The sequence below is a fragment of the Streptomyces longispororuber genome, assembly GCF_024448165.1.
Taxonomy (GTDB): Bacteria; Actinomycetota; Actinomycetes; order Streptomycetales; family Streptomycetaceae; genus Streptomyces; species Streptomyces longispororuber_A.
Map to the genome: position 1 here is coordinate 1 of NZ_JAMOLN010000056.1, position 18210 is coordinate 18210.

General features: G+C 71.8%; 15 protein-coding genes. 7 read left to right on the top strand and 8 right to left on the bottom strand.

What is annotated here, in order from left to right; translation table 11 throughout:
• A partial coding sequence (locus M4J07_RS17895; RefSeq protein WP_255973048.1) for an NADP-dependent oxidoreductase occupies positions 1–879 on the bottom strand: 879 nt, incomplete at its 3' end.
• A gap of 319 nt (positions 880–1198) precedes the next feature.
• Between M4J07_RS17895 and M4J07_RS17900 the strand changes: the two genes are divergently transcribed.
• Positions 1199–2236: a phosphotransferase family protein gene (locus M4J07_RS17900; protein WP_255973050.1), complete on the top strand. Its 1038-nt coding sequence runs from the start codon at positions 1199–1201 to the stop codon at positions 2234–2236.
• An 8-nt stretch (positions 2237–2244) separates the two neighbouring features.
• On the top strand, positions 2245–3459 hold the full coding sequence (locus tag M4J07_RS17905; protein ID WP_255973051.1) for an acyl-CoA dehydrogenase family protein: 1215 nt from the start codon (positions 2245–2247) through the stop codon (positions 3457–3459).
• Positions 3460–3556: 97 nt separating this feature from the next.
• On the opposite strand, the gene M4J07_RS17910 is transcribed toward M4J07_RS17905, so the two are convergent.
• Positions 3557–3703, bottom strand: coding sequence for a hypothetical protein (locus M4J07_RS17910; RefSeq protein WP_255973053.1), 147 nt, complete (start codon positions 3701–3703; stop codon positions 3557–3559).
• Between the two features lie 76 nt (positions 3704–3779).
• On the opposite strand from M4J07_RS17910, the gene M4J07_RS17915 reads away from it, so the two are divergent.
• The gene (locus M4J07_RS17915; protein ID WP_255973055.1) at positions 3780–4700 is read left to right on the top strand and encodes a LysR family transcriptional regulator; all 921 of its coding nucleotides are present in this window, start codon (positions 3780–3782) and stop codon (positions 4698–4700) included.
• On the opposite strand, the gene M4J07_RS17920 is transcribed toward M4J07_RS17915, so the two are convergent.
• The 3 genes from M4J07_RS17920 to M4J07_RS17930 are packed head-to-tail and all read right to left on the bottom strand — an operon-like array spanning position 4639 to position 7687.
• On the bottom strand, positions 4639–5235 hold the full coding sequence (locus M4J07_RS17920; protein WP_255973056.1) for a TetR/AcrR family transcriptional regulator: 597 nt from the start codon (positions 5233–5235) through the stop codon (positions 4639–4641). The two genes, M4J07_RS17915 and M4J07_RS17920, sit on opposite strands and share 62 nt — an antisense overlap.
• Before the next feature lie 29 nt (positions 5236–5264).
• Positions 5265–6926 carry a class I adenylate-forming enzyme family protein gene (locus M4J07_RS17925; protein ID WP_255973058.1) on the bottom strand — a complete coding sequence of 554 codons (1662 nt, stop codon included), beginning with the start codon at positions 6924–6926 and terminating at the stop codon, positions 5265–5267.
• Positions 6923–7687, bottom strand: a complete 765-nt coding sequence (locus tag M4J07_RS17930) for an SDR family oxidoreductase (RefSeq protein WP_255973060.1) — start codon at positions 7685–7687, stop codon at positions 6923–6925. The genes M4J07_RS17925 and M4J07_RS17930 overlap by 4 nt, the downstream gene beginning before the upstream one ends.
• 205 nt (positions 7688–7892) lie before the next feature.
• Between M4J07_RS17930 and M4J07_RS17935 the strand changes: the two genes are divergently transcribed.
• From M4J07_RS17935 to M4J07_RS17945, 3 genes are all read left to right on the top strand, one after another.
• Complete coding sequence (locus M4J07_RS17935; RefSeq protein WP_255973062.1) at positions 7893–9140, top strand: exo-beta-N-acetylmuramidase NamZ family protein; 1248 nt, start codon at positions 7893–7895, stop codon at positions 9138–9140.
• Positions 9141–9238: 98 nt separating this feature from the next.
• A complete protein-coding gene (locus M4J07_RS17940; protein WP_255973064.1) occupies positions 9239–10564 on the top strand; it encodes an MFS transporter in 1326 nt (441 codons plus the stop codon).
• 95 nt (positions 10565–10659) lie between these two features.
• Positions 10660–11946 (top strand): serine-threonine protein kinase, encoded by a 1287-nt coding sequence (locus tag M4J07_RS17945; protein WP_255973066.1) that lies wholly within the window; start codon positions 10660–10662, stop codon positions 11944–11946.
• A 105-nt stretch (positions 11947–12051) separates the two neighbouring features.
• Here M4J07_RS17945 and M4J07_RS17950 read toward each other — a convergent pair whose 3' ends face one another.
• On the bottom strand, positions 12052–14904 hold the full coding sequence (locus M4J07_RS17950; protein ID WP_255973068.1) for a penicillin acylase family protein: 2853 nt from the start codon (positions 14902–14904) through the stop codon (positions 12052–12054).
• A gap of 267 nt (positions 14905–15171) precedes the next feature.
• Between M4J07_RS17950 and M4J07_RS17955 the strand changes: the two genes are divergently transcribed.
• A complete protein-coding gene (locus M4J07_RS17955; RefSeq protein WP_255973070.1) occupies positions 15172–15774 on the top strand; it encodes a hypothetical protein in 603 nt (200 codons plus the stop codon).
• Positions 15775–15838: 64 nt separating this feature from the next.
• Here M4J07_RS17955 and M4J07_RS17960 read toward each other — a convergent pair whose 3' ends face one another.
• Both M4J07_RS17960 and M4J07_RS17965 read right to left on the bottom strand, forming a co-directional pair.
• Positions 15839–17557: an immunity 49 family protein gene (locus tag M4J07_RS17960; protein ID WP_255973072.1), complete on the bottom strand. Its 1719-nt coding sequence runs from the start codon at positions 17555–17557 to the stop codon at positions 15839–15841.
• A 121-nt stretch (positions 17558–17678) separates the two neighbouring features.
• The gene (locus M4J07_RS17965) at positions 17679–18191 is read right to left on the bottom strand and encodes a hypothetical protein (protein WP_255973074.1); all 513 of its coding nucleotides are present in this window, start codon (positions 18189–18191) and stop codon (positions 17679–17681) included.
• Positions 18192–18210: the final 19 nt, after the last annotated feature.

The window sequence follows — 18210 nt, forward strand, 5'->3', positions numbered from 1 at the left end:
CAGCTCATGGGCGGCGGCGGCCTCTTCGAGCGGGAACGTCTTCGCCACGTGCACGGTCAGGACGTCCTGTTCCGCCAGGTCGGAGAGGCGGGCGAGGTCCGTGGCGTCGGGGCGGACGAAGCAGTAGCGGCCGCCCAGGCCGAGGACCGCGCCGTCGGCGACGGAGGCCAGGCGGCCGCCCGGGGCCAGCAGCTCCGCCGACACCCGCAGGGTCTCGCCGCCCACCGTGTCGAAGGCCGCGTCGACGCCCTCGGGGGCCAGGGCGCGGACCCGTTCGGCCAGACCGTCGCCGTGGCTGACGGGTTCGCCGCCCAGTTCCCTCACGTAGTCGTGGTTGTGCTCGCTCGCGGTGCCGATGACCCGGGCACCGAGGTGCCGGGCCAGCTGCACCGCCACCGAGCCGACCCCGCCGGCCGCCGCGTGCACCAGGACGACGTCGCCCTCGCCCACCTCCAGGGCGCGGGTGAGGACCTGGAGTGCGGTCAGTCCGGCCAACGGCAGCCCCGCCGCCTCCTCGAAGCCGAGGTTGCGGGGCTTGCGGGCGAGGGTGCGCACGGGCGCGGCGACGTACTCGGCGAAGGTGCCGCGGGACAGGAAGTCCTCGCGCACGTAGCCGATGACCTCGTCGCCGGTCGCGAACTCCGTGACGGAGACGCCCGGCTGGACGACCACTCCGGACACGTCCCAGCCGGGGATCACCGGGAAGACCGGGTCCAGGATCGCGTCGAGGTGGCCGTCGCGGCACTTCCAGTCGACGGGGTTGACGGAGGCGGCCCGTACTTTCACGAGGACGGTGTCCGGGGCGACCTTCGGGTCGCGCACCTCTCCGTATGTGAGGACTTCGGGGCCGCCGTACGAGCGGTAGCTGATCGCCTTCATGACCGGAGGTTCGCACGGCCCTGCCGGTGCGGCATTCCGGACTGGCCTGGGGAGAGCAGTCCGGCTCCTGCTCCCCCGGCTCCTCCCCCGGCTCCCGGATCCCTGGTTCGCCGGATCCCCGGACATCGCGCGGCAGCGGCTGGCACCGTTAGAACGATCACGTTTCCGCCAGTCACTGGACGGCATACCGACTGGTCGGCATGATGTGACGCACTGTGCGACGCGTGCTGAGCGCCGATGCCTGTACCCGCCATCTGCCCGTCGTCTGCTCACCATCCGCCAACCATCTGCTCACCAACCGGACTCCCGGAGGACCGCGATGAGTCACCCCCCTGGCCTGGACCTCGACCGGCTGCGCGCCCACCTCGACCGTGAGCGGCCCGGCCTCGTCGCGGGTCCGCTGTCCGGGCGGCTCATCGAGGGCGGGCGCTCCAACCTGACGTACCAGGTCGGCGACGGGACCTCGAAGTGGGTCGTGCGGCGGCCCCCGCTGGGGCACGTCCTCGCGACCGCGCACGACATGAAGCGCGAGCACCGGGTGATCGCCGCCCTGCACCCGACGAACGTGCCGGTGCCCGAACCGGTGCTGCTGTGCGAGGACGAGAGCGTCATCGGCTCGCCGTTCTACGTCATGGAGTTCGTGGACGGCACGCCCTACCGGACCTCCGACCAGCTCGCCCCTCTCGGCCCCGAGCGGACCAGGGCCGCCGTGCTCGGCCTCGTCGACACGCTCGTCGACCTGCACGGCGTCGACCCGGCGTCGGTCGGGCTCGGTGACTTCGGGCGGCCGGAGGGCTTCCTCGACCGGCAGCTGCGCCGCTGGGGCAAGCAGCTCGACGCGTCCCGCAACCGCGAGCTCGCCGGCATCGACGAGCTCCAGGCCGCCCTGGGCCGTTCGCTCCCCGCCTCCCCCGCGCCGACGATCGTGCACGGCGACTACCGGCTCGACAACGTCCTCGTACGGCAGGACCCGGACGGCGTCGACCGCATCAAGGCCATCCTGGACTGGGAGATGTCGACGCTCGGCGACCCGCTCACCGACGTCGGTCTGCTCGCGATGTACAGCGCGAAGCTGGAGATGCCGAACTCCCCCATCTCCACCACCTCCTCGGCCGCCGGGCACCCGGACCCGGCCGAGCTGATCGAGCGGTACGCCGCGCGCTCGGGGCGCGACGTGTCCGCGGTCGCCTGGTACACGGCGTTCGCCTGGTTCAAGCTCGCCGTGATCCTTGAGGGCATCCACTACCGCTACACGCTCGGCCAGACGGTCGGCGCCGGCTTCGACCGGATCGGCGAGCTGGTTCCCGTCTTCATCGAGCACGGCCTCACCACCCTCCAGGACCTTCAGGAAGGCTGATCCCTCCCATGGACTTCGCATTCGACGCCAGGACCCAGGAGCTGCGCGAGCGTCTCCTGGCGTTCATGGACGAGCACGTGTACCCAGCGGAGGCCGTCGCCGCCGAGCAGCGTGCCGCGCTCGACTCGCCGTGGGAGACCCCGGCCGTCATCGAGGAGCTGAAGGCCGAGGCGCGCCGCCAGGGCCTGTGGAACCTGTTCCTGCCGGACGCCGAGCACGGTGCCGGTCTGACCAACCTGCAGTACGCGCCGCTGGCCGAGATCACCGGCCGGTCCCCGCAGTTGGCGCCCACCGCGCTGAACTGCGGCGCACCGGACACCGGGAACATGGAGGTGCTCGCCCAGTTCGGCACCGAGGCGCAGCGCAAGCAGTGGCTGGAGCCGCTGCTCGCCGGTGAGATCCGCTCCGCGTTCGCGATGACCGAGCCGGAGGTCGCATCCTCCGACGCCACGAACATCACGACGCACATCGAGCGCGACGGCGACGACTACGTCATCACGGGCCGGAAGTTCTACATCTCCGGCGCCATGAACCCGAACTGCCGCGTCTTCATCGTGATGGGCAAGACGGACCCGGACGGGCCCGACATCCGCCGCCAGCAGTCGATGGTGCTGGTGCCGCGCGACACCCCGGGTGTCGAGGTGCGCCGGGCCATGACCGTGTACGGCTTCGAGGACCACTGGCACGGCGGGCACGCGGAGGTCGTCTTCGACCACGCGCGCGTGCCGGTGAGCAATCTGGTCGGCGAGGAGGGCGGCGGCTTCGGCATCGCCCAGGCGCGGCTCGGTCCCGGCCGCATCCACCACTGCATGCGGCTGATCGGCATGGCCGAGCGTGCCATCGAGCTGATGTGCCGGCGGGCCGTCGCCCGGACGGCGTTCGGCAAGCCTCTCGCCCAGCAGGGCGTGGTGCAGGAGTGGATCGCCGACGCGCGGGTCGCCGTGGAGCAGCTGCGGCTGCTGGTGCTGAAGACCGCGTGGCTGATGGACACGGTGGGCAACCGCGGCGCCCACACCGAGATCCAGTCCATCAAGATCGCGACGCCCCGGACGGTCGTCGACATCATCGACAAGGCGGTGCAGCTGCACGGCGCGGGCGGGGTGTCGCAGGACTTTCCGCTGGCCGAGCTGTGGGCCGGGGCGCGGACGCTGCGCCTGGCCGACGGGCCGGACGAGGTGCACCAGCGGTCTCTCGCCCGGCGGGAGCTGAAGCGGTACGTCTGAGCCGTCGCGTCCGACCGTCCGGTGGGGCTGGTCGCGCAGTTCCCCGCGCCCCTGGAAGGCATGCGCCGCCGCGCAGCCTTCAACGGGTCACCCCGGCTCAGTACCCGCCCCCGCCCGCATGGTCCAGCAGGGCCAGGCGGCGCAGGAAGCAGCGCACGCGCAGGAGTTGGCGGGACGCCGTGCGCACGGCGGGCGACACCCGCGGCGCGTACGCCGCGGTCCAGAGAACGGGTACGTGGTCCATGGCCACCACCCTCCTGCCGCGCCGTCCCCCCGGTCCAACAGATCGTTTCGCTCGGGCGTATTCATAGAATCGATGGGTGGAGATACGTCAGCTGCGCCACTTCGTGGCGGTCGTGAACGAGGGCAGTTTCACCGCGGCGGCCCGCGCCGAGCTCATCGTGCAGTCCGCGCTCAGCACGTCGGTCCGGAACCTGGAGCGCGAGCTGGGCGCGGAGCTGTTCGACCGGACGGGCCGCCGTGTCGTGCTCACGGAGGCCGGGCGGGCGCTGCTGCCGCAGGCCCGGCAGCTGCTCGCGGGGGCCGCCGCCGCGCGGGAGACCGTGGCGCAGGTGACCGGGCTCGGCGCCGGACGGCTGGCCGTCGGCACCATCCAGACACTGACCTGTGTGGACCTGGCCGCGGAACTGTCCGCGTTCCACCGGGAACTGCCCGGCATCCAGGTGTCCGTGCGGGAGGCGCCCGTGGAGGAGCTGATCGAGGGGCTGCGGGCCGGCGAGCTGGACCTGGCGTTCCTCGCGCCGGACGCGCGTCAACTGCCGGACGGGCTGGCCGTGTTCGGGACGTGGCGGGAGGACCTCGTGCTCGTCACCGCGCCCGGCCACCCGCTGGCCGGGGCGGGCCGCACGCTGCTCCGTGATCTCGCGGACGAGCCGTTCGTCGACTTCAGGGCCGGTACCGGCCTGGAGACGGCGGTGCGCCGGCTCGCCGCGCACTGCGGTCTGGAGCGGCGCATCACCTGTGACGTGACGCAGATCGGACTGCTCGTGGACCTCGTACGGGCCGGGATCGGGGTCGCCATCGTGCCGCGGCGGATCGGGGAGGCCTCCGGGCTGCCGTGCGTGACCATCCGCCAGCCCGAACCGGGGCGGGCGATCGTGCTGGCCGGGCGGGCGCCCCGGCCGCGCAATCCGGCGGCGGAGGCGCTGCTGTCCCGGCTTACGGGCGCAGGGCCCGCAGCAGCAGGCCCGCCAACTGGTCGGCGAGCTGCTGCGGGGTGAGCGGGCCGTCCGGCCGGTACCACGTGGAGAGGTGGTGGACCGAGCCGAAGTGGTAGTCCACCACCAGGTCGGCCGGGGTCTCGGTGGAGAAGACGCCGGCCTTCTGGCCCTCCTCGATCAGCGCGCGGAACCGCTCGTGGTAGCGCCGCCGCTCGGCCCGCACCTGCTTGTTCTTCTCGGGGCTGAGGTGGTGCATGGAGCGGAAGAAGATCGCCGCGTCGTCGAGGTTCTCGATCGTCGTGACGACCACGTCCGCGGCAGCGCCGCGCAGCCGCTCCTCGACCGGTTCGTCCTGGTCGGCGAAGGCGTCGAGCCGCTCCTGCTGGAGGCGCAGGACCCGCGCGTACACCTCGTGCAGGAGATCGTCCTTCGAGCCGAAGTAGTGGTAGAGGGCGCCCTTGGTGACGCCCGCCGCCTCGACGATCTCCTGCACCGACGTGCGGTCGTAGCCGCGCTCGGCGAAGAGCCTGGTGGCGGCCGCGAGGAGCCGCTCGGGAACGGGCGTGCCGTCGCCGTCCGTCGTCGTCCTGGGCACTGCCGCCACCGCCTTGTCCGTTTCTTCCGCTATGCCTGGGGGGAACGCAGTTCCCGCCGGAGGATCTTCCCACTTGCCGTCTTCGGAAGGTCGCGCAGGACCTCGACGTCGCGCGGGTACTTGTACGCGGCGAGCCGTTCCTTGCAGTACGACGCCAGCTCGTCCGGCGTCGCGTCGGCCCCGGGGCGCAGGCTCACGTACGCCTTGACGGTCTCGCCGCGGTAGGCGTCAGGGACGCCGACGACGGCCGCCTCGCGCACGGCGGGGTGGGTGTAGAGGACGTCCTCGACCTCGCGCGGCCAGACCTTGAAGCCGGACGCGTTGATCATGTCCTTCTTGCGGTCGACGACGTAGAGCCAGCCGTTCTCGTCCATGAAGCCGATGTCGCCGGTGCGCAGCTCGCCGTCGGGGAAGGCCTCGGCGGTGGCGTCGGGGCGGCGCCAGTAGCCGGGCACGACCTGCGGGCCGCGCACCGCGATCTCGCCCTGTTCGCCGAAGGGGACCTCCGCGCCGAGGTCGTCGACGATGCGGACCACCGACTCGGGGCCCGGCACGCCGACCGCGAGGGTCCCGGAGACCGGGTCGACCGGCGCCTCGACGCCCGGCGGCACGGACGCGCAGGGCGCGGTGCACTCGGTGAGCCCGTAGCCGTTGTGGATGTACGGGCCGAAGGCGTCCCGGAACTTCTCGACCAGCGCGGGCGGCACCGGTGCGCCGCCCGACGAGATGGAGCTGAAGGACGCGAAGTGCTCCCGGGTCGCCTGCGGCTGCGCGCCGAGCGCCATGAAGGCGGTGGACGGGCCGACCGTGTAGGCGGGCCGGTGCTCGGTGAACGCGTCGAGGACGACGCCCGGTTCGAAGCGGTAGGCGAGGGCGAGGGTGCCGGCGTTGGCGAAGGAGGCCACGAGTTCGCAGACCATGCCGGTGATGTGGAAGAGCGGCGCGAGCGCGAAGTAGGTGGCGCCCTCGGCGAGCCCGAGGCCGGTGCGCTGGCGCTCCGCGTTGTACGTGATGTTGCCGTGCAGGTTGGTGGCGCCCTTCGGGGTGCCGCTCGTCCCGGACGTGTAGCTGATCAGCGCGATGTCGGCGGCGGCGAGTTCGCGGCCCTCCGGTGCCTTGTGGCCGGCGCGGGCGACGGTGACGAGATCGTCGGCGTCGTCGGCCGCCGGGGCCACCCGCTCGAAGCCGAGGACCCGCTCGTCGTTGCGGGTCTGGAGGTCGAGTTCGCAGGCGGTGAGCGCGATGCGGACGGGCGAGTCGGCCGCGGTCTCGCGCAGGTACGACTCCCAGGCGCGGTCCGAGCAGACGAGCCCGGTCACCTCGGCGTCGTGCAGGACGTGCCGCACCTCGCCCGCCTTGTACATGGGGTTGACGGGGACGACGACGGCGCCCGCCTTGAAGGCGCCGAGCAGCGCGAGCACGAAGTGCGGCGAGTTCTGCAGCATGATCGCGACGCGGTCGCCGTGCCGCAGGCCCTCGGCCGCGAGGTGACCGGCCACGGAGTCGGACAGGGCGTCCACCTCCGCGTAGGAGAGCCGGCCGTCGAAGTAGGCGAGGGCGGTGCGGTCGGGGGCGCGGCGCACGGCGTCGGCGAAGGCGTGGGCGACGGAGGCGGCGGGGGTGACGGGGGCCCTCTGGGCGGCGTTGAGGACGCCGAGCCAGGGCCGGGCCGCGTAGATCGACTCGCTCACCGGGCGGCCTCCCACTTCTGCTGGATGTGGTTCATGTTGGTGAGCCAGCGCTCCGGGGTGGCGGCGCGGGCCGCGTAGTACTCGGCGACCTCCGGGTGCGGCAGGATCAGGAAGCGGTCCTCGGCGATGCCCGCGAAGAGCGCGTCGGCGACGTCCGCGGGCTCGATGGCGGTCGGCGCGAGCACCAGGTCGCCGGCCGATCCGGCGGCCGTGAGCATGTCGGTGCGGACCCCCTGCGGGCAGATCGCGTGGACCTTGAGGCCGCGGTGCCGGTAGGTGAGGGAGAGCCATTCGGCGAAAGCGTACGCGCCGTGTTTGGACACGCTGTACGGGGCGGCGCCGACCATGGTGAGCAGACCCGCGGCCGAGACGGTGGAGACGAAGCGGCCGCTGCCGCGCTCCAGCCAGCCGGGGAGCAGCGCGTGCGCGGCGCGGACGTGCGCCATCACGTTCACGTCCCAGGCCGCCGCCCACACCTGCTCGTCGGCGGCCTCGGTGCCGCCGGAGGCGAGGCCCGCGTTGGCGCAGTAGACGTCGACGGTGCCGCCGAGGGCGTCGCGCGCGTCGTCGATGACCGCCGAGGCGTCGCCGGGCACCGCCGTGGCACCGATCTCGTCGGCGACGGACTTGGCCTTGGCCGCGTCCAGGTCGTTGACGACGACGCGGGCTCCCGCGTCGGCGAAGCGGCGGGCGATGGCGGCGCCGATGCCGCCTCCCGCACCGGTGACGACGACTGACTGCCCCTGCAAACTCTCCACCATCGGTCTCCTTCGACACGGCTTCGGCACGGCTTCGGCACCACGCGGCGGACGCGGGCACGGCTCCGGTTGCCTCAGCAGACTAACCAGTCGGTATGGAGACCGGGAAGGGGTTCAGGACGGTGATCGCCGCCGGGTTCGTTCCGCGACGGCCATCCGGGCGCTAGCGTGCATGGCCATGCCAGTTCCGGTGATCACGGAGGTTCCTGTGAACGTGTCGAGACGGGCGCTGCTCGCGGCGAGCGCAAGTGCGGGTGTCGCGGGTGGGCTCGGCGCCGGGGGCGCCGCCTCCGCCGCCGACGGAGGAAGACGCCTGCGGACCGGGTTCGAGCGGCTCGCGGCGGACGGTTACGCGCTGCTGGACGGCCAGAAGGTCGGCGTCGTCACCAACCCGACCGGCGTCACCCGCGACGTCCAGCACATCGTCGACGTGATGCACGTCGACGAACGCGTCGACCTGAAGGCGGTGTTCGGGCCCGAGCACGGCTTCCGCGGCACCGCGCAGGCCGGCGGATCGGAGGGCCGCTACGACGACCCGGCGACCGGACTCCCGGTCTACGACACGTACTTGAAGAGCGGCCAGGCGCTCGCCGACGTGTTCACCGCGTCCGGCGTCGACACGATCGTGTTCGACATCCAGGACGCGGGCGCCCGCTTCTACACGTACATCTGGACGCTGTACGACTGCATGGAGGCGGCGCAGCTCGCGGGCAAGAAGTTCGTCGTCCTCGACCGGCCGAACCCGGTGACGGGCCGCAACGCCTACGGGCCGGTCCTGCACAAGGAGTTCGCGACCTTCGTGGGCCGCCGGGAGATCTCCCAGGCGCACGGCATGACCGTCACCGAGCTGGCCCGCCTCTTCAACGGCGAGTACCTGGCGCACCCGGTCGAGCTGGCCACCGTCACCATGACGGGCTGGAAGCGCCGCGACTTCTACGACGCGTCGGGCCTGCCGTGGGTGCCGCCGAGCCCCAACATGCCGACGCCCGACACGGCGCTGGTCTACTCGGGCACCTGCCTCTTCGAGGGCACGAACCTCTCCGAGGGGCGCGGCACGACCCGGCCCTTCGAACTCCTCGGCGCCGAGGGCGTCGACCGGAAGTGGGCCGCGGCGGCCAATGAACTCGCCCTGCCCGGCGTGCACTTCAGGGAGGCGTACTTCGCCCCCACGTTCTCCAAGTTCCAGGGCAAGACGATCGGCGGCGTCCAGATCCACGTGGACGACCGCGACGCCTTCGACCCGGTCCGCACCGGCATCGGCCTCCTCGTGACGGCCAAGTCGGCCTGGAGCGGCTTCGCCTGGCGCACGGACAACTGGATCGACAAGCTCACCGGCTCCACCCAGGTCCGCACGATGATCGACGCGGGGGCCTCGACGGACGAGGTGGTGGCGGGCTGGCAGAGCGAGCTGGCCGCGTTCCGGGCCGTGCGCCGCCACTACCTGACGTACAAGTAGGCACAGTCGAGCACGTAGGCGCAGTCAAGGTCTCAGCACCCGAGACGGTGTGTCTCAGACATTGACTGCACCATGCACGGACCGCAACAGTGCACGACGTGCTGAAAGACGATTCCACCAGGGAAGACACCGCCTCGGCCGCCCCGGCGCAGACCTCCGAACCGGAGAGCCTGCGCCGGGTCGCGGTAGCGAGCTTCATCGGCACGGCCATCGAGTTCTACGACTTCTACGTCTACGGAACGGCCGCCGCCCTCGTCCTCAACGACGCCTTCTTCCCGAACCTCTCCTCCCTCAACGCCACCCTCGCCTCCTTCTCGACGTACGCCGTCGCGTTCGCCGCCCGGCCCATCGGCTCGCTGGTCTTCGGTCACTTCGGCGACCGGATCGGCCGCAAGTCGGTCCTGGTGGCATCACTGCTCCTGATGGGCCTGTCGACGGCGTGCGTCGGACTGCTGCCCGGCTACGGCACGCTGGGCGTCTGGGCGCCCGTGCTGCTCGTCCTGCTGCGCTTCCTCCAGGGCGTCGGCCTCGGCGGCGAGTGGGGCGGCGCCGCGCTGCTCGCCGTCGAGCACGCGCCGCGCGGCAGACGCGGCATGTTCGCCGCCTTCCCCCAACTCGGCCCGTCCGTCGGCTTCTTCGCGGCGACCGGCATCTTCTGGCTGCTCTCCGAGTCCTTGTCGGACGACGCGTTCCAGTCGTGGGGCTGGCGCATCCCGTTCCTGCTGTCCTTCCTCCTCGTCGCGGTCGGCCTGTTCGTCCGGCTGAAGATCAGCGAGACCCCGGTCTTCGCGAAGGTGATGCGGGATCAGGAGGCCAGCAAGGCACCGGCGCTGGAGGTCTTCAAGCGCCACCCCAAGGAGATCCTGCTCGGCGCGGGCGGCATGGTCGTCGCGTACGGGCTGTTCTACACGGCCACGACGTACTGCCTGGCGTACGGCACGAAGACGCTCGGCGTCCCGCGCAGCACGATGCTCGCGGTGTCCCTGGTGGCGTGTCTGTTCCTGGCCGCGGGGACCTGGCTGGCGGCGACCCGCTCGGACGCGGGCGGGCGCCGCAGGATGGTGCTGATCGGGTCCGGGCTGGCCGTCGTGTGGGGGCTCGCCCTGTTCCCCCTGATGGACACCGAGCAGCCGGTGCTCATCGCGCTCGCGCTCGGCGGCGCCCTGTTCTGCATGGGCGTGGTCTACGGACCGATGGGCGCCTATCTGCCGGAACTGTTCGGGGTGCGGGTGCGCTACTCGGGGGCGTCCTTCGCCTACAACCTGGGCGGGGTGCTCGGCGGTGCGGTGGCGCCACTGGTGGCGACCCGGCTGCAGAGCGCCTTCGGCTCGTCGTCGGTGGGCTGGTACGTGAGCGCGATGGCGGTCGTGTCACTGCTGTGCGTACGGGCGCTGCCGGAGACGCGGGAGCGCGAACTCGGCTAGTGCGCCGGTGAATTGGCGTCCATGGCGTATGGCCAACCCCCGCGCGGCGCAGGACGATGCGGCACACCGCACGGACGACTGCACGGGGGTTGGCCATGGCCGTACCGGAAGTTCACGTACGTCCCTACTGGGAGCTGACGTTCGACGCCGACGGGGATCCCGATCCGGCGCGGCGCGACCGGCTGCTGCGCGAGGTGCCCGAACGCGGGGTGCGCGACCTCGTCGTGTTCGCGCACGGCTGGAACAACGACCGGTCGATCGCGACCCGCCTCTACGACCGCTTCTTCGCACCGTTCCCGGCACTCGCGCCCGGCGCGCACCTGGGGTACGTGGGCGTGCTGTGGCCGTCGATGCGGTTCACGGACGAGCCGATCCCCGACTTCGACCCGTCGGCCGCGCCCGCCGCGACGGCGCCGCGCGCGACGCTGGACAAGGGGACGCGGCAGGCGCTGCACGAGGTGTTCGCCGGCCAGGACTCGGTCGTGGACCGGCTGGCGGGCCTGCTCGACGAACGGCCCGACAGGCAGGGCGTGTTCGACGAGTTCGGCGGCCTCGTGGCGCAGCTGGTGGGCACCCCGGCCGTCGCCCCCGAGGCCGACGCCGACACCGACGCCGACGATGCGGACGAGCGGCACGCCGCGCCCGCGATGTTCCGCAAGGACACCCGCGGGGTCTGCCTGGAGTTCGCGGCGGCCCTGGAGGAGGCGGCCCAGGGAGTGGCCTCCTTCCATTGGCCCGGTGGCGTGGCCAAGGCGTGGCAGGGCGCGCACGAACTGCTGCGCCAGGCAACGTACTTCGCGATGAAGAAGCGCGCCGGGAAGGTCGGCAAGGAGGGGCTCGGTCCGGCGCTCGGCCGGCTCGCGCACGACGCGCCGGACGTGCGCGTGCACCTGGTGGGCCACAGCTTCGGGGCGCGGCTCGTGTCGTTCGCGCTCGCCGGACTGCCGGCGCAGGCGCGGAACGTGAAGTCGGTGACGCTGCTCCAAGGCGCGTTCTCGCACTACGCGTTCGCCCCCCAGGGCACCCTCAGGGGTCAACAGGCGCGGATCGACGGCCCGTTGGTGTCCTGCTACTCGCACTTCGACACGGCGCTGAGCGTGATGTACCCGCTCGCGTCCCGGCTCGCGGGCGAGGACCGCGACATCGCGGGCCTCGGCATGCGCTGGGGTGCGATGGGCTTCGACGGGATCCAGTCCGTCACCGGCGCCGTCCGCCCGTCGCTGGCCGAGGTGCTGCGCACCGGGGTCCCGGCGTCCGGGTGTGTCAGCGTCGACTCGGCGCAGGTCGTCCGGCACGGGCCGCCGCCCGCGGGGGCCCACAGCGACATCTGCCACGAGGAGCTGGCCCGCGTCGTCCTCGGCGCCGGGCGGGTGCCCCACTAGCGCCGGCCGGCCGGACGGCACGGAACGCGGTCGTCGCCGCGTCGAGCCGCGCAAGCCCGCGGCCGCGCCCGCAACGTCGGTGCGGGCGCGACCGCGGGTACGGGACTACCGGTGGGCCGGGAACTCCACGACCTGCTGGTAGGTGGGGCGGTTCTGCCACTGCATGGTGCGGTGGGTGATGCCGCCCAGGGCGCGGTGGTTGATGGTGTCCGCGCACCACTGGTCACCGGCCTTGCAGAGGTCGTCGCCGGGATAGACCTCCGTGGCGGGCTCGGCGGCGGCCGTGGCGAGCGACGCGAGGAGGGCGTCGCGGCAGGCCGAGAGGTCGCCCCCGCCGCAGTACTGCGCGCCCAGCTTCCCCTGCACCGGCTGTCCGAGGACGGAGCGGAGGTCCTTGTCGGCGTATCCCCACCAGCCGTACTGGAACGCGGAGCCCGCGTGCGATCCGGTGGGCCCGTGTCCGGCGGACGGTGCCTCGTCGATGCTCAGTTCACCGGTGAGGGCCTGGTAGAGGTCGTCGCCGAGCCCGGGCTTGAACTCGGCCTCGACGAGCCGCGGCCACCACGCGTCCATGATGCGCACGGCGTCGGGGTGGGCGTAGGTCTTCGACCCGGCCGACGTCTGGTTGCGCTGGGCGCCCGCCTTGCGCCAGGCCTCCAACTGCTGGACAGCCTTGGCCAGTTGCGGGTCGTCGACCGGCTTGCTGCGGATGACCTTGAGGATCTCGGGGAGCACCTGCTCGCCGCGCAGGTCGGTCACCGCGGCCTCTTCCATGGCCTGGGTGAGCGAGGCCCGGGTGACGCCGCCCTCCTCGGTCAGCTTCTTCACGCGGCCGTCGAGGAGGTTCCCGCGGTGGACCGCGCCGAGGCTGAAGTTGGCCGCGGTGAAGTCCTTGGCCTGCTTGTTGTTCCAGGAGATGTAGTAGTCCTGGTCGACGGAGTGCGGATGCTGGGCCGGTGGCGTGTACGCCGCCGTGTTCTCGGCCGGGTCGAAGTCCTGCCACTCGTAGGCCTGTTCGGCCCGCACCGGCAGCGACATGTCGACGTCGTCCGCGCGCACCGGGTTGTCGCCGCTGTTGTAGTAGGCAATGCTCCGCGAGTCGGCGTAGAACCAGTTGAAGGCGTAGCTGATGTGCTGCGCGGCCTTCTGGAACGACGCGGCGTCCGTCACGTAGGACGGGTCGTTCAGCATCTGGAAGCCGATGATCGAGTCGGCCTCGTGGCGGTACGTGGAGCGCAGCGAGGTGTACGCGACGGGTTTGCCGTCGACGGTGGCGCGGTGCGAGACGATGCCGTACTTCGTGCGGAAGACCTGCATCCGGTAGGAGCCGGCGGCCGTCGAGTCGGCGACGGTCGGCTTCCAGGCGTTCTTCTTCTCCAGCTTCTCCATCGGGGTGCAGGTGCCGCGGTACAGGTACGACGTGGACTGCTTGGTGGGCGCCGAACCGTCGGGCTCGCACAGCGGTACCGCGTAGGTGTCCGTGATGTCCTGGCCCGCGGAGGTCGCCGACCAGGCGTAGTCCTGGCCGCGGCCGAGCTGGATGTACATGCCGACGCCCGCGAAGGAGACGCCGCGCGCGCTGATACCGGGGCCCTGCAGCTCCTGCATCATCAGCAGCTGGGGCGCGAAGTAGCCGGTCTGGGGGCCGAACACGGCGACCGGGTTGCCGGAGGCGGTGTGCTTGCCGGAGACGAGCAGCGCGTTCGACATGCCCTTCTTGGAGGCCGAGTCCGTGAACAGGTCGGCGGGCAGCACCCCGTCGTCGTACATGCCCTGGAGCGGTTTCAGCCTCTTCGGCGCCTTCACCGGGTCCTTGGCCACGGACGTCGTGGACTCCGTGGCGGCCGAGCCCGTGCGGTCGTACACCAGGGGTTCGCGGTCGACGGAGCCCTGGTCGGGCAGGGCCTGGCCGCGCGCCTTCGCAGGCTTCGTGCCGTACGGGAAGCTGGTGCCGTCGTGGATGGTGGTGACGGCCTCGGGGTCGTTGCGCCCGCGGAACGACTCCCAGACCTCGGTGCCCTTCTCGACGCCGTACTTCTGCTGGGCCGCGAGGAGCGAGAGGGCCGCGTCGACCTCTCCCCCGCCGCCGTTGCCGAAGAGGCCGCCGACCACGGAGGCCAGCGCGATCATGTCGGTCACCTTGAACGGCTGGATCTCGCCGATGTTCGTGATCGCGTCGATCTTGCCGGTGAGGACGTACTCGCCCGGGAAGTAGCGGCCGTTCTTGGACTTCACGCGGTAGGCGTTGAGGCCGTCTATGTAGGCCTGCGCGTCGGCCATGGCCTGCTCGCCGCGGGCGCCGCCGCTCTTCTTGATGAAGTCGACCTGCTTCTCCAGGTCCTCCTCGGTGTACGGGGCCTGCGGCCAGAACTCCTGCTCCAGGCCTTGGTTGGCGAGGGCGCCGCCCGCGAAGGACGTCAGCTCGCCGCGGCCGATGTGGCGGAACAGGTCGATCAGCCAGAGGCGGTCCTGACCTGCGGCGTAGCCGGCGCCGAACTCGGTTCCGTAGCGCGTGGAACCTTTGACGTGGGGTACGCCGTTCTTCTTGTCACGGGTGATCGTCACATCGTCGCGGGGGCGGGTGACGGATCCGACCTGGTCGTCCGGGACGCCGAAGGAGGAGTCGTTGAAGAAATTCGTGAGGGTGTCGTCCGTGAGTGAGGGATACCCGGACGACAGCGCGTCATAGGGACCGATCTGATCGTCGGCGTGTGCGGGCTGGGTTCCGAACAGCTTGTTGCCGAGGATCTCGGCGAGCGTGGCGCTGCCGTTCGCACCGGGCGGCAGGATGTCCGCGCACTGACCTTCGCAGTAGTCGGTGGCCGGTACGGGTTCGTCGGCGGCGGCAGCCGTCGACAACGGGGAGAGCAGTCCCGCGGTGAGCACGAGGGCCGCGGCGGCCGTACCTCTCCTGAAAAGGCTTCTGTGCAGGGTGGTTCGTGGGATGCGTCGTCGCATGCCTGGTCCTCCCGACGATGGTGAGCCGGAGGTTACCGGCGGTTAGCCAACGACAGAAGATGAACATGCGTCACGTTTTCAGGATCACCACAGGGATCACTCAGCGGCTCCCCGGCCTCAGAACGTGCCGGTGATGGCCCCCATCGGAAATCGGATGGGACCGACCGGCCCTCGGAGGGATCCGAATCGCGTGTCGATACGTCTACTCGGCAACGTCGCTTCATGGCTGCGGCGACGCCGACGTACGTGTGACGGAGGTGCAGGGCGATGGCCGGATTCCGGAGTCTGGCAAGACAGGTGCGCGATCCGCGCAACGATCTGGCACTGCGACGGTACTCACTGCGCAAGTGCCTCGAAAGGTTTGCCCCCTACGGCCACCGGGCGACCTGGGACCATCTGTGCTCCCGGGCCGGCTTCGGTCCCGAGGACCGCTCCCCCGACCCGGCCAGGCTGGTCGCGGCGCTGGAGGAGCTGGAGGAGGCGCGGGCCGTCTGGCTCGCGTACGAAGTCGCCTTCGCGGAGCGCAGGCGCAAGGAGAAGCACGACGGGCTACGCCGCCCCGGCAGCGTGGACGACTGGCACCGGCTGACCTGGGGCGGCTTCGGGGTCGCCTGGTGCGACGACCCGTCGGTGCACCCCACCGAACCGCTGGCCGAAGTACTGCGTCGGCTGATCGCCGCGCTGGAGCGCGAGCCGGGCCACGGCTGCCCGGTGTGCGCGGGCAGTGGGCTCGTCTGGAACCACGACCTGGCGCACGAACCGTCGTCGGGCCCCGTCTGCACCCGCTGCGGCATCGTCGTGCCGCGGCCCGTTCTCACACCCGCGGCCCTGGCGGAGGCCAGGCGCGCGCGGCTGTTGGTCTCGGCGTAGCGCGACGGGGGTGCGGACCGGTGACCACCGGCGCACCCCCGGATTCACCAGGACCCGGCCCGCTTCAGCCCGGGATCACCTCGAGTCGCTGCCGGTCGAGCAGGTACTCCGGCAGGTACGGACGGCCGGTGGCCCCGAGCGGGAAGTCCATGTCGTACGCGAGGCAGGCGAGGGCCAGCGGTCCGAGCGCCACCCGGGCGCGCGGCGCCGCCGCGTCGCCCCAGTAACTCCCGTGCTGCGCGAGGGCTTCCGCGAGCGCGTCCGCGAACGCGTCGTGGTCCTGGGTGAGCAGCCGGTGGAACAGGGCGACCGGCTGGTAGTCGATCGCGTTCAGGAAGTCCTTGGGCGCGTGCGTCGCGACGTCCGGGTGGGACTTCTCCATCACGGCGACGAGCTTCTCGACGACGTCGTCCACGGGGCGGCGCAGCCAGTGGCTCTGCAGGACGTCGACCCAGTGCAGGACGTAGTCGTCGACCGGTGCGTCCCCGCCGCGCAGCGCGTCGAGCGGGACCTGGCAGAGCCGGGTGGTGCGGTCGCGCTCGCGGGTGACGAGGGTGAGGTAGTAGGCGTCGAGCCAGGCGCGGGCGTCGGTGTGCGCCTCGGGCCCGGCGGCCGGCACGGTCGGCTCCCGCTCGCCGAGCGGCACCACGACGTCCTTGGTCTCGGTGAACAGGGCGGTGCCGAGCTGCAGCGCGGCGACCCAGGCGTCCCAGGTCTCCACCCGGTCGGCGCGGGGGTCGCTCGCGGCGTGCGCGTGGGCGAGTGCGACGGCCGAGGCGAAGGCGTCCGGGAGCCGCTCCGGTTCCGCGCCGAGCCGCTCGATCGACTCGACCGTGGTGTCGGTGAGTTCGGCGGTGTCGGCCGGGCGGGCCGACGTCACGAGCCGGCCGGCCCGGTCGAGTCCGCGCAGCGCCTTCAGCATGCCGAGGAGGGCGTCCGGCGGCTGCTGCGCGACGGTGCGGGCCTCGTGGTCGATGACGGTGAGCGAGGTGAGGCGCCCCTCGTGCCACCAGTAGACGCGCGGCGAGAGCGAGCCGGGGCCGTCGTCGTGGGCCTTGACGGCGTACGTGGCGAGGTCGTTGACGGCGTCGGCCGCGCTGCCGTCGACGATCGGGTGGAACGCGAGCAGGTGCCGGGTCGGCACGACGACGAGCGCGCCCGCGTCGGGCATCCGCCGCCCGGTCACCTCGGCGACCAGCTCGGGCAGGATGAGCGCCTTGCCCGCGACGAACGGCGAGTCGCCGTACACGGAGTGCAGGACCGGGTGCCCGTCGAGCCGGACCTCCTCGTGCCGGATCGGGGCGCGGACGAGGTTGCGCTGTCCCGCGGCCCAGAGCGCGTCGGCGCCCGCACGTTCGACGTCGGTGTCGTCGAGGATCCGTACGGAGGTGGGGCTGTCGAGCGCGAGGGCGAGGTGGAGCCCGTCGGCGACGCCGCGGAGGTAGCCGAAGCCGTCGGCGGGCAGCGCACCGGCGGGCACCAGGCGCAGACAGGTCGCGGCGAGCAGTTCCTCGGCGCTCTCCCCGCCCGACGACGCGTCGGCGAGCGCGTCGAAGAACCCCTCGACCAGCTCGGGCCAGTCCTCCTCGGGGGTGGCGCGGCAGCGCTGCGCGAGGTTCGTCAGCGGATACCGACGCTCCCCCGCCTCCGCCGTGTCGCCGACGACCGTGGGGCGGGTACCGGTACGGGTGTGCAGATGATCGGCGACGAGGGCGCGCAGCCGGTCGGCCTGCGCGACGGTGAGCGAAGGGAGTTGAGCGTCGAGCGTGTCATGTGGTGTCACGCCCTCGACTCTACGAGGCGGGCCTGCGGCGTGCCGGTGTCCGGCAGGAACCACCGCCTGACGGCGTCACGAACTCCCGTGCCGGCAACGGCCTTTGTCGTCGCCGGCCGTCGGACGAACGTCAGGGCCTGATCACGTCCGTCTCGATCGCCAGTTTGAACTCGGCGAGCACGAGCGGCACGGCGAGACCCTTGTCGCCGCTGCGGGCGGAGATCTTCAGGCCGACCGGGGTGCCGGGGTGCACGAACATCTGCCAGGTGTACGAGCGGTACTGGCCGCCGCCGGTCGCCGAGATGTCCGTGGTGGCGGTCGAGTCGTAGCCGGTGGAGAGGTTCAGCGGGTCGCGCACGAAGCGGGCGCGGTACTCGGTGGCCCTGCTGTCCGCTTTCCAGAACACCAGGGCGGAGAGGGTGCCCCAGCCGTCGTGGCTGGGCCAGATGAGACCGGAGCGGGCGTCGGGGTACGTGGAGGTGCCTCCGCCGCCGGCCGGGTCGTGCATCTTCCACGGGTCGTACGACTCCTCGGCCGCCGCGTACGGAAACCGCACGAGGTGGTAGCCGTCGCTGTCGTACCTGAGGGTCTGTGCGCCGGAGCGGGCGGCCTCGTACTTGAGTGAGGTGATCGCGAGTGGCATGACGTGCTCTCCCCCGAGT

Excerpts from the sequence above, each read along its gene's own strand:
- M4J07_RS17900 (WP_255973050.1), top strand. The coding sequence starts at position 1,199 with ATGAGTCACCCCCCTGGCCTGGACCTCGACCGGCTGCGCGCCCACCTC.
- M4J07_RS17905 (WP_255973051.1), top strand. The coding sequence starts at position 2,245 with ATGGACTTCGCATTCGACGCCAGGACCCAGGAGCTGCGCGAGCGTCTC.
- M4J07_RS17965 (WP_255973074.1), bottom strand. The coding sequence starts at position 18,191 with ATGCCACTCGCGATCACCTCACTCAAGTACGAGGCCGCCCGCTCCGGC.
- M4J07_RS17945 (WP_255973066.1), top strand. The coding sequence starts at position 10,660 with ATGGCCGTACCGGAAGTTCACGTACGTCCCTACTGGGAGCTGACGTTC.
- M4J07_RS17930 (WP_255973060.1), bottom strand. The coding sequence starts at position 7,687 with ATGGTGGAGAGTTTGCAGGGGCAGTCAGTCGTCGTCACCGGTGCGGGA.
- M4J07_RS17910 (WP_255973053.1), bottom strand. The coding sequence starts at position 3,703 with ATGGACCACGTACCCGTTCTCTGGACCGCGGCGTACGCGCCGCGGGTG.
- M4J07_RS17955 (WP_255973070.1), top strand. The coding sequence starts at position 15,172 with ATGGCCGGATTCCGGAGTCTGGCAAGACAGGTGCGCGATCCGCGCAAC.
- M4J07_RS17950 (WP_255973068.1), bottom strand. The coding sequence starts at position 14,904 with ATGCGACGACGCATCCCACGAACCACCCTGCACAGAAGCCTTTTCAGG.